Here is a 9,872-nt window from a genome sequence, read left to right on the forward strand (position 1 = left end):
TCGCCGGTGTTCTGGCTGGTCAGCAGACCTTCGCCGCGGTCTGGGAATGGGCGGTTGGCTCTGGCGGTTTGGTTCGGCCCCATGTGGGCGGCTTGAAGTGGCCCCACCCGGCGGGTGGCCGGGTGGGGGTATGGCGGTTTGATCTGGCCCCACTTGGGGCGGGTCAGGTGGTGGTTTGGCGGGCGGCGCGGGCGTGGGCGAGTCGGTAGGAGTCGCTGCCGGTTTCGATGATGTTGGCGCCGAAGGTGAGGCGGTCGACGATCGCGGCGCAGAGCCGGGGGTCGGTGAAGGTTTTGGTCCAACCGGAGAAGGACTCGTTCGAGGCGATCGCGACGCTGTTCTTCTCCTCGCGTTCGGTGAGGACCTGGAAGAGGAGTTCGGCGCCGCGCCGGTCGAGTTCCATGTAGCCGAGTTCATCGATGCAGAGAAGGTCGACGCGGCCGTAGCGGGCGATCGTCTTCGCGAGGACTTTCTCGTCGGCGGCCTCGACGAGTTCGTTGACGAGTTTCGCGGCGAGGGTGTAGCGGACGCGGTGGCCGGCGATCGCGGCGGCGGCACCGAGCGCGATGAGGAGGTGGGACTTGCCGGTGCCGGAGTCCCCGATGAGGCAGAGTGGTTCACCTCGGGTGACCCAGGTGCACCCGGCGAGAGTGTTGACGACCGCGGGATTCACCATGGGATTCGCGGTGTAGTCGAAGTCGGCGAGCCATTTCGAGCGAGGGAAGCCAGCGGCTTTGATCTGCCGGTCGGACCGGCGCCGGTCACGTTCTTCACATTCGGTCATGAACAGTTCGGCGAGGAACCCGCGGTAGGTGAGGTGTTCCCGTTCGGCGGCGTCCGCGATCTCACCGAAACGAGCGCGGACGGTCGGGAGACGCAGGGCCCGGCAGGCCTGGTCAACGGCGGCGTCCGCGGCCTGGTCGGTGACGTTGCGGCGTAGTGCACTCATGACACTTCTCCTTCGGAGGACGCTGAGGGCGGGGCCCGTCCAGCCGGCGGCGGGGACGCGCGGCGGCGGAGCAGCTGGTCGTAGTGGGCCACCGACGGGGCCGGCCGGGTGTCGGCGGGCAGGGCGGCGAGGCGCCGTTCGGTCAGACTCACCACCGGGCTGGCCGGCGGTGCCGCGCTGGCGGGCCGGCGGGTCTGACCGGCCTTGCGGGCCTCGACCGCGACCACGTCGGCGGTGTTCGCACCGAGAGCGACCGCCGCGGTCAGGCCGGCGACCACGTCGAGGTGGGGCAGGTGACGATGGAGCAGGAGGACCTCCACGAGGGCGCGGGTGCCACCGGCGTCGCCGTGCGCGTGCCGCGCAGACGCCCAGAACGCCTCATGCGCCGAGGTGAACATCCCGCTGGCGCGGGCCTGGACCAGCGCGGTCGCCCCAGGCAGCGCACCCGGTTTGCGGGCCAGGACCTCCAGGTAGTGGTCGAGCAGGAGCGCCTGGGAGCCTTTGCGGACCGCGCGGGCATGGCGGGCGACCTCGGTCCGGCCATCGAGGATGACCAGTTCGGAGGCGCGCAGGAACACCCGGACCCGCTGGCCGATCAGCCTGACCGGCACCGAGTAGTGACACTGACGGACCGTGATCCGCCCGTACCGATCGACCCGCGGAGTCAGGAGCAGACCCGGCTCGAACGCCTCGTCCGGCAACGGCCGTAGCAGCGGCGCCTCCACCGCGAACGCCTGCCCGACCGTGACCACCCGCCCCTCGATCCGCCGGGCGTCGTCGGCGATGTCGGCCCGCTCGACCCGGACGTTGAGCTCGGCCAACGTGTCGACCTCGGGCACCGGCACCAGATGGTTACGGCGGAACCGGCCGACCTCGCCCTCGACCCCGCCTTTCTCGTGCGCGCCCTCCACCCCGGGCATGCAGTAGAACGCGTCAAAACCATGATGGGAACGAAACAGCACCCAACGATCGGACTCGGTGCGGTTGCGGCCCATCAGCACCCGAGACACCGCCGACCGGAGATTGTCGTAACGGATCTTCCCGGTGGGGACACCGTCCAGCACCGTGAACGCATGAAGATGCCCCTCGATGAACGCCTCCTGCCCCTGCGAAGCGAACACCCGGTGGACCGCCTTACCGGAATACGGCATTCGTAACGTGAACAGAAAGCATTTCGTGGGTTCGCCGGCCAGTCGAACCCACAGATCCCCGAAATCAACCTCGGCTTCCTGCCCCGGTGGATGGGTCTGCAACACGAACGCGTTCTCCATTCCACGGCCAGTCTCGGCCATGATCTCCGGACGGCGCCGGGCCACATAATCCCGCACCGTCGAGTACGCGACGGTGTCACTCATCCCATGTTCGCTGATCAGCCGGTCACGGACCCGGGTCGCGGTATGCCGCTGTTTCCGTGGCGCCTCGAGGTCAGCGACCAGCATCGCGTCGATCGATTCCTTGAACATCTCCAACCGGGCCGCACGCCGCACCGGCGTCTTACGCGGAACCGGAGCGGCCGACTCCAACGCCTGGCGAACCGTCCGCCGGTGCACCCCATGCCGCTCCGCCAGTGCCCGGATCGACATCCCCCGCCGCGCATCCACCCGGATCGCCTCGAACACCTCCACCCTCGATGACCCCACGACCCTCCTCCACCACGGAAGCCGCGATCATCGCACCGCCACTCCGGGGTGGGGCCAGGTCAAGCCGTCACACCGCCGCCGGACCACCCCCACCCGGGGCCACTTCAAGCCGCCCGGACGGGGCCATATGGAACCGCCGTAACCACACAGGTCTTACCGAGAGGGAAATGATGCAGATCGATGTGGTGGGTTTCTATTCGCCCACCCGCCTGGTCACCTTCAGGTATGGGGGCGGATCGATAGTCGGCCGGTGGCGTGGCGACGAAACTCCCTCGTCGGGACCCGTGCACGTCGAGCTCGATGTTCTGGATGACTGTCGATGGGGGGAGGATATCCGAGTCGAGCAGGAGGGAGCGACGGAGGGCATACGTCCGAGCGGCCCGGGGGAGGATGGCTTCATTCTGGTAGGCCGCTGCCTGGAGGTCTCTTACGATGACGTGCTGATCCTCTCGGTACTTAACAGCCCCCTTCATATCGACACCCTGGGCGTGGCCCCGACGCGGACGAACGGACTACCGATGTCCGTGCGTTGCGCACGCCTGGAGGTGTCTCCCGAGAATTTCTGAGTCGGCGGCCAGTCCCGGAGAGCCGGGGATCGCCGAGGGCCGGTGTGGCGCAGGACACCCTTTGGTGCAGGCAGCCTGCCGGGTATTTGCGAAGACCAGACGCTCTAATACCAGAAATGAGGCCAATGACCGGCGAGGCGATGAGGCTCGGAACCGATGGCGGCGCGCGTATCGATCTTCGCGTCGTCGACTATCAGTATCCCGAGATTGCCGGTGACGGCACCGGGAAAGACTGGGACGCGAACTGGCTGGTCGTCGCGGGCGACGCTGTCGCTGATGACGGCCGCGGCTGGTCATTCCACGATCCGTGTCTGACGACGTGGGATGCGAGGGACCTGGGCGACTGGCTTCGAGGCGTGGCCGACGGCTCGGTAGCACCTGCTCCGCTCGACGGCGGTGGGGCAGGACGTCTGCTTTCCTTCACCGAGCCCAACCTCGCGTTCAGCTTCGCTGATCGGGCCGATGACGCCGTGGTCATCCGGGTGTATCTCTCGCTCGAGTCAGGGCCGCCGTGGCCGACCGAAGGGGACTTCCTGCTCGTCACGACGCAGGTGACGCACCTTGCGCTTTCGATCAAGAAATGGGATCGCATGCTTGCCGCGCACCCGGATCGATGAAACCCACGGCCGAGGCTCGCGGATATCTACCCGTCCAGGACCATAACCTGCACCACCGTTTTCCGAACGCCGGCGGCCATCATCACCGAGGCGCGATGTCGGCCGTTGACGTATCCGTCGGCGTCCACATTGATCGGGAAGTACACGAGGGACTCGAAGGCCTCCCAGTCCCATCCGGTCAATCCCTCGGCTCGCGCGGCGGTCATCATCCGGCTGGAGATCTCGATGTCGTCCTCGGTGCCGTCACTGGACACCTCGCGCAGCAGCCGCACCGCCAAGCCGGAGACGACGTGCCAGTCGCCCCCGTGGAACCAGCAGCAATCCTGCCCTCCGCGGCGTGGCAGGACCTGGCGCAAGCGCCGACGCCACGCCGGGATAGTCCGGACGCACATGTCCGGTAGAGCCTCGTCTTCGTGCCGCCGTGGAAGGAGGACCGCAGGCGGGCACCGCGTGAGCCGGCCCCGCCTCGTCCTCGCCGCCGACCTCTCCGTCGTCCTCGCCACCCTCACCCTCGCCGCAACCCTCACCCTCGCCGCCGACGTCGCCTTCGTCGCCGCCCTCGTCGCCGCCGTCGGTGTCAGGTCTCAGCTGACCTGGCGGAGTCTCGCTTGATCTGGCGGATAAGCGAGATGCGGTAGCCAGCCGCCCGCGCCGGGTCGAGAAACTTCCGGCATGGGACCCTACGGCCGCGGCTGTCCCCGAAACCGCTTGCGGCACAGCCAGAAGAGCGATTACGTCCCGGTCATGTTGACAGAGACCGCTCGGCCGATTGACTCGTACTTCGTCTGCGCCACACCGCGTACTGGCAGCTCCTTGCTGCTCGGACTGTTGGACTCCACGGGGATCTGCGGTCATCCGCAGGCGTACTTTCGCTCGCCGGACGAGTCGCTGTGGGCTGACCGGTGGCAGCTTGCCCGTACCGATGAAAGCGGTTTCCGCTACGCGGACTACGTGCGAGCCGCACGGGCGGCCGGAAGTACACCGAACGGCGTGTTCGGCGCCAAGCTGATGTGGGGAACGGTGGGCGAAGTCGTGGACAAAATGCGGACGATTCATCGAGACCTTGCGGATGACGATCTCGGGCTCCTGAACCGCGTGTTCGGTCGGACGGGCTTCGTCTACCTGAAACGGCACGACGTCCTGGCACAAGCCGTCTCCTGGCTGCGTGCCGAGCAGACCGCCACGTGGTTCGTCGGCGGCAATGGTGAGATTGATTAGACCCGCGAGAAACGACACCAGAGGTTCGTGAGTTTTGACTCCCCTGACCGGCTCGGCCGGAGATCAATCTCCGCGAGTTTTGACCGCACTCTGGTCCTCTGCCGTGGGCTGTTCAGGGTCGTTTTTGGCGGTTTGCAGGCGGAGCCGGGTGAGCGCGAGCATGTCGATCAGCCAGCCCGGGACGCCGCTGATGTGGCGGGCGCGGAGGACGGTGTCGAGTTCGCGGTGAACGGCTGGGTCGGCGTGGGCGAAGAAGTCTTCGCAGATGCCGAGGATCGTCGGTAGCAGATCGTCGTCGAGTTCGCCCGGATCCGTCGGGTTCTCCGCAGCAGCGCAGGCGGCGGGTGGTTAGGCCGGGGTCCGGGTGGTCTTGTCGGTGCGGGCGCGAGTTTGGGCGAGACGGTAGGAGTCGGTGCCGGTCTCGATGATGTTGCCGCCGAAGGTGAGCCGGTCGACGATCGCGGCGCAGAGTCGCGGGTCGGTGAAGGTCTTCGTCCAACCCGAAAAAGCCTCGTTGGACGCGATCGCAACGGAGGCCTTTTCCTCGCGCTCGGTCAACACCTGGAAGAGCAGCTCGGCGCCGCGCCGGTCGAGTTCCATATATTCCCAGCTCGTCGATGCAGAGCAGGTCGACTCGGCCGTAGCGGGCGATGGTTTTGGCGAGCATCTTCTCGTCGGCGGCCTCGACGAGTTTGGTGGCCAGGACATAGCGGACGCGGTGGCCGACCATCGCGGCCTCGGTGCCCAGTGCGATGAGCAGGTGGGATTTGCCGGTGCCGGAGTCGCCGATCAGGCAGAGTGGCAGGCCTTTCTTGACCCAGTCGCATTTGGCGAGGGTGTGAACGACGGCGGGGTCGACGTTGTTGTTGGCGAGGAAGTCGAAGGTCCGCAGAGTTTTGTCGCGGGGGAACGCGGCGGCTTTGATGCGTCGTTCGGAGCGGCGCCGGTTGCGGTCATCGCATTCGGCCATGAGCAGCTCGGCGAGGAAGCCGCGGTAGGTCATCTGATCGCGGGCGGCGGCCTCGGCCAGGTCGGTGAACTGGGCGCGGATCGAGGGCAGGCGCAGCATCCGGCAGGCGGAGTCGACCGCGGCGTCGGCGGCTTGTTCGGTCAGTCCTCGATGGCGGCTGGCAAGATGCAGGTCACCTGCTCGCCGCGCAGGTCGATCGCGACTTCCCCGAAATCGACCTCTGCCTCGGCGCCCGGGTGGTGGGTCTGCGGGAAGAACACTTTGACCGGGGCGCGGCCGACCTCCGCTCGAATCTTCGGTTTGCGGTCCGCGACGTAGGTGCGCAGGACCTGGTAAGAGACGTTGTCCATGCCGTGCTCGTCAAGGAGCCGGTGGAAGATCCGCCTCACGGTGTGCCGCTGCTTGCGGGGCGCGTCGAGATCGGCCCGCAGGATCTCATCGATCGCGGGTTTGAACGGATCGAGCTTCGAGCCCCGCGGCGGCATGTCCTTGCGCGGCGGAGGCAACGCCGAGGCCATGGCCGCGCTGACCGTGCGCCGGCCGACCCGGTACTTCTCCTCGATTGCCCGGCCCGATATTCCCGCGGCGAGATCACGGCGGATCGCCGCGAACTTCTCGATCTTCGACATCCGCGGCATCGGCCGGCCTCCGTCTCGGGTCAGCCGGTGCTCCCACCACCATTCGTGGTGTCGAAACTCGCGGACATAGAATCCACCCGATCAAGCGTCCACCAACCGTGGTGTCAAAACCGACGGATAAACGCCATGCCAGAGCAGTTCCGACTCAGAAACTGTCAGCTCTTGCAACGGTCCCGTTCGGTCGGGAGTTGGTCCCGGCGTCTGCTCGCGCCCTGGCCGCGGGTGGTTGCTGTGCATGGACTCGCGGCAGTCTGAGATGTGCCCGGCCGGCTTCCAGCGTCAGCCGGCCGGGCATGGCTCATCCGATCTTGATAACAACCTTGCCCGCACTGTGGCCGTTCTCGACAGCAGAGAGGGCGGCCGGAGCGTCGGAAAGCGGATGGACCGCAGTGATCACGGGTGTGAGACCTCCATCGCGGGCGAGCCGGGCGGCCCGCTCCAGATTCTCCCGGTCGAAATGACGCTGGACGAAACGCCCACCGATTTCAGTCACCGACATATCACTCACGGCGACGATGTTGCGTGAATCCTTGACCAGAGGAGCGACCGTCCGCAGTGAGGCGCCTCCGACCAGGTCGACGATCCCATCGAAGCCGTCCGGCACCAGCTCGCGTGCCGCAGCGACAATGTCCCCGGCGGTGTAGTCGATGAACTGCACCCCGATGGCCTCGGCGGGCTCGCGCTTGGGGGTGCTCCCCGTGCCGATCACCCGCAGCTCGCGCTCGACGGCCAGCCGGGCAACGAGGAGTCCGACACCGCCCCCGACCCCGTTGACCAAGACCGTAGCGCCGGCCGCGAGGCCGATCTGGTCGAGCGCATCTACCGCGGACGTTCCGGCCACGGGCAGCGTCGCCGCCACGGTTGCGGACAGGCCCACCGGGATGCGAGCGGTGTGCGGGGCCGACAGCACCGTCGTCTCGGCGTAGGTGCCACCACCGGTGAGTGCCATGCCGAAGACCGCGTCACCCACCTCGAGCCCGTCGACGCCCTCGCCCAGGGCCAGAACGGTTCCCGCTGCCTCCATCCCCAGGACAAGAGGAAACGGACGTCCGCCGGCGGCCCCGGGATACAGACCCGAGCGCACGACGTAGTCGAGGGGGTTCACGCCGGCCACGTCGACCCGGATCAGCACCTCACCGCGACCCGGGACAGGATCGGGACGATCGAAAAGCTCCTGCACCTCAGGCCCGCCATACCTGCCGAAACCCCACGCTTGTCCCATCTTCTGCCACCTCCGGTGCGACCGGCCCGGTCGTTCCGGGCGCCGCAGCCATCCTCACCGCTCACACTGATGTGAAGGGCAACCGGCTGAGGTGCGGGTCACAGCATCAGGCCGACGCCGTCACCGGGACCGGGACCGAGGCCGTCGGCGGCTCCACCCAATGCTCGCGGTTGATCTTGATCAGCACGTCGAGTGCGTCACGGGTTTCGACCAGGTGGGCGATATCCGCGTTGATCCGATCGCGCTCGCGCGTCATCGCCACAAACGCCGACTGGATGCCGGCAGGGTCACTCGGGGTGTCCACACACGGCAGCACAGATGCGATCACCCGGCTGGACATACCCGCGGCGAACAGTTGCTGGATCAGCAACACCCGCTGGACCTCGGCATCGGAATAGTGACGCTGCCCAGCATCGGAGCGTGCACTGGTCAGCAGGCCCTGCTCCTCGTAGTACCGCAACGAGCGTGGACTCACGCCCGTACGCTTGGACAGCTCGCCGATCCGCATTCCTTCAAGCCTACGCCCGCGTGCTCCAGCGCTCAGGCCACCGGCAGATCAAAGATGCAGGGTGGGACCCAACCCCACGCACATCGACCACGGCGAAACGCTCAGTCCCGGGTAACTAGTCAGCTCTCTTGATCGATCGTCGTTGTCGCAGGTCAGGTCGTTTGGGTGACTCTCGCTGTGGGCGTGGGGTGCTAGCGGTGGGTGACTGATCCGTAGGCTGGCGGTGTGTCGCCCGTCGAGTCGCCCGCGCCGTCGTATGACGAGCTGGCGGTGCTGGCCGTGGCGCAGGCGGCGCAGATCGCCGAGTTGAGGGCCGCGCTGGAGAAGGCGAACGCCCGGATCACCGAGCTGGAGGCGCGGCTCGGGAAGAACTCGCGGAACTCGTCGAAGCCGAGGTCGCTTCGCAAGAGGACGGGGCGGAAGCCCGGTGGGCAGGACGGGCATGAGGGCTCGACGCTGCGCCTGGTCGACGATCCGGCCCGCGCGGTCGTGCACGAGCCGGTGGCGTGCCGGCGCTGCGGGGACGGGCTGTTGCTCGCGCCGGTCATGGCCGTGGAGCGCCGGCAGGTCGTGGACCTGCCGGCGGTCGAGCCCGTGGTCGTCGAGCACCGGCTCGTCGAGCGGGAGTGCGTCTGTTGCGGCACCCGGACCCGGGCGGAGGCCCCGGCTGGGGTGGACGCCCCGGCCCAGTACGGGCCGGGTGTCGAGGCGCTGGTCCTCTACCTCTACGGCGGCCAGTTCCTCGCGAGGGACCGGGTCGCGGTCGCGATGGCCGAGCTGTTCGGGATCGCGCTCTCGCCGGGCACGGTCGCGGCGATGCTCGCCCGCGCCGCCGGTCGCCTCGGGGCGGAGTTCCTGCCCCAGGTCCGTGACGCGCTGGCCGCGGCCGACGTGGTCGGGGCCGACGAGACCGGGCTGCGGGTCGCCGGGAAGCTGCACTGGGTGCACTGCGCGCGCACCGAGAAGCTCACCCTGGTCGTCTGCCACCCCCGCCGGGGCAGGGAGGGCATCGACTTCCTCGGGGTACTGCCCGGGTTCACCCGGGTCGTGGTGCACGACTGCTGGGCGCCGTACGACGCCTTCGTCGACGCCGGCCACCAGCTCTGCTGCGCGCATTACGCCGATGTGCGGGTTATGCCGACCTCGGCATAACGCGCACGTCGTGCGGGAGCTGCTCGCCGTGGCCGAGAAGGCCACCGGTGAGGTCTGGTGCTGGGCCGGCCAGGCCCGCGACGCCCTCGTGGACCTGCAGCGCCTCGCCACCGACGCCCGCGCCGGCGGCGCCGCCGCGGTCGACCCGGCACACTCGGCCGAGCCGCTGCGCCGGTTCCGCCACGCCATCCAGGTCGGGATCAGCCAGACCTCCCCGCGCGCGACGAAGCCGATGCGCGCAGAGAACGCCCTCGCCCGTCGCCTCGCCGACCGCGAGGCCGACTACCTGCGTTTCCTCACCGACCTGTCCGTGCCACCGGACAACAATGGCAGCGAGGTGCGACACGAGGTCGCACGTGACAAGTGGATGTATCGGAAGGAGGGCCGGTTGA

At 68.0% G+C, this 9,872-nt stretch carries 12 protein-coding genes and 2 pseudogenes; 6 read left to right on the plus strand and 8 right to left on the minus strand.

What is annotated here, in order from left to right; genetic code table 11:
- Positions 1-163 precede the first annotated feature (163 nt).
- Positions 164-949, minus strand: coding sequence for an IS21-like element helper ATPase IstB (gene istB / locus C1A33_RS13585; protein WP_101831885.1), 786 nt, complete (start codon positions 947-949; stop codon positions 164-166).
- Positions 946-2,589 (minus strand): IS21 family transposase, encoded by a 1,644-nt coding sequence (istA, locus tag C1A33_RS13590; protein ID WP_279354629.1) that lies wholly within the window; start codon positions 2,587-2,589, stop codon positions 946-948. Before istA ends, istB begins: the two co-directional genes overlap by 4 nt.
- 691 nt (positions 2,590-3,280) lie before the next feature.
- Here istA and C1A33_RS13600 point away from each other — a divergent pair.
- Positions 3,281-3,772, plus strand: a complete 492-nt coding sequence (locus tag C1A33_RS13600; protein WP_101831887.1) for a WapI family immunity protein — start codon at positions 3,281-3,283, stop codon at positions 3,770-3,772.
- A 26-nt stretch (positions 3,773-3,798) separates the two neighbouring features.
- On the opposite strand, the gene C1A33_RS13605 is transcribed toward C1A33_RS13600, so the two are convergent.
- Positions 3,799-4,044 (minus strand): hypothetical protein, encoded by a 246-nt coding sequence (locus C1A33_RS13605; protein WP_133150664.1) that lies wholly within the window; start codon positions 4,042-4,044, stop codon positions 3,799-3,801.
- Between the two features lie 178 nt (positions 4,045-4,222).
- On the opposite strand from C1A33_RS13605, the gene C1A33_RS13610 reads away from it, so the two are divergent.
- From C1A33_RS13610 to C1A33_RS34875, 3 genes are all read left to right on the plus strand, one after another.
- Positions 4,223-4,384 (plus strand): hypothetical protein, encoded by a 162-nt coding sequence (locus tag C1A33_RS13610; protein ID WP_165818370.1) that lies wholly within the window; start codon positions 4,223-4,225, stop codon positions 4,382-4,384.
- A 132-nt stretch (positions 4,385-4,516) separates the two neighbouring features.
- Positions 4,517-4,990, plus strand: coding sequence for a Stf0 family sulfotransferase (locus C1A33_RS13615; protein ID WP_165818371.1), 474 nt, complete (start codon positions 4,517-4,519; stop codon positions 4,988-4,990).
- A gap of 27 nt (positions 4,991-5,017) precedes the next feature.
- Positions 5,018-5,275 (plus strand): hypothetical protein, encoded by a 258-nt coding sequence (locus tag C1A33_RS34875; protein WP_165818372.1) that lies wholly within the window; start codon positions 5,018-5,020, stop codon positions 5,273-5,275.
- 63 nt (positions 5,276-5,338) lie between these two features.
- Here C1A33_RS34875 and C1A33_RS38340 read toward each other — a convergent pair whose 3' ends face one another.
- The 5 genes and pseudogenes from C1A33_RS38340 to C1A33_RS13640 form a co-directional block, all read right to left on the minus strand.
- Positions 5,339-5,590: an ATP-binding protein gene (locus C1A33_RS38340; protein WP_279354631.1), complete on the minus strand. Its 252-nt coding sequence runs from the start codon at positions 5,588-5,590 to the stop codon at positions 5,339-5,341.
- A 19-nt stretch (positions 5,591-5,609) separates the two neighbouring features.
- A pseudogene (locus tag C1A33_RS38345) lies at positions 5,610-6,059 on the minus strand (ATP-binding protein); the annotation flags it as partial.
- Between the two features lie 41 nt (positions 6,060-6,100).
- Complete coding sequence (locus tag C1A33_RS13630) at positions 6,101-6,589, minus strand: hypothetical protein (RefSeq protein ID WP_101831892.1); 489 nt, start codon at positions 6,587-6,589, stop codon at positions 6,101-6,103.
- A 307-nt stretch (positions 6,590-6,896) separates the two neighbouring features.
- Positions 6,897-7,778: an NADP-dependent oxidoreductase gene (locus C1A33_RS13635; RefSeq protein ID WP_165818373.1), complete on the minus strand. Its 882-nt coding sequence runs from the start codon at positions 7,776-7,778 to the stop codon at positions 6,897-6,899.
- A 148-nt stretch (positions 7,779-7,926) separates the two neighbouring features.
- A complete protein-coding gene (locus tag C1A33_RS13640; protein WP_101831894.1) occupies positions 7,927-8,328 on the minus strand; it encodes a MerR family transcriptional regulator in 402 nt (133 codons plus the stop codon).
- 225 nt (positions 8,329-8,553) lie between these two features.
- Here C1A33_RS13640 and C1A33_RS13645 point away from each other — a divergent pair, with 225 nt between their 5' ends.
- Positions 8,554-9,480, plus strand: coding sequence for an IS66 family transposase (locus tag C1A33_RS13645; protein ID WP_101831895.1), 927 nt, complete (start codon positions 8,554-8,556; stop codon positions 9,478-9,480).
- A 10-nt stretch (positions 9,481-9,490) separates the two neighbouring features.
- Positions 9,491-9,872, plus strand: a pseudogene (locus C1A33_RS37445) (hypothetical protein); the annotation flags it as partial.

This window comes from Frankia canadensis (assembly GCF_900197875.1).
Lineage (GTDB): Bacteria > Actinomycetota > Actinomycetes > Frankiales > Frankiaceae > Frankia > Frankia canadensis.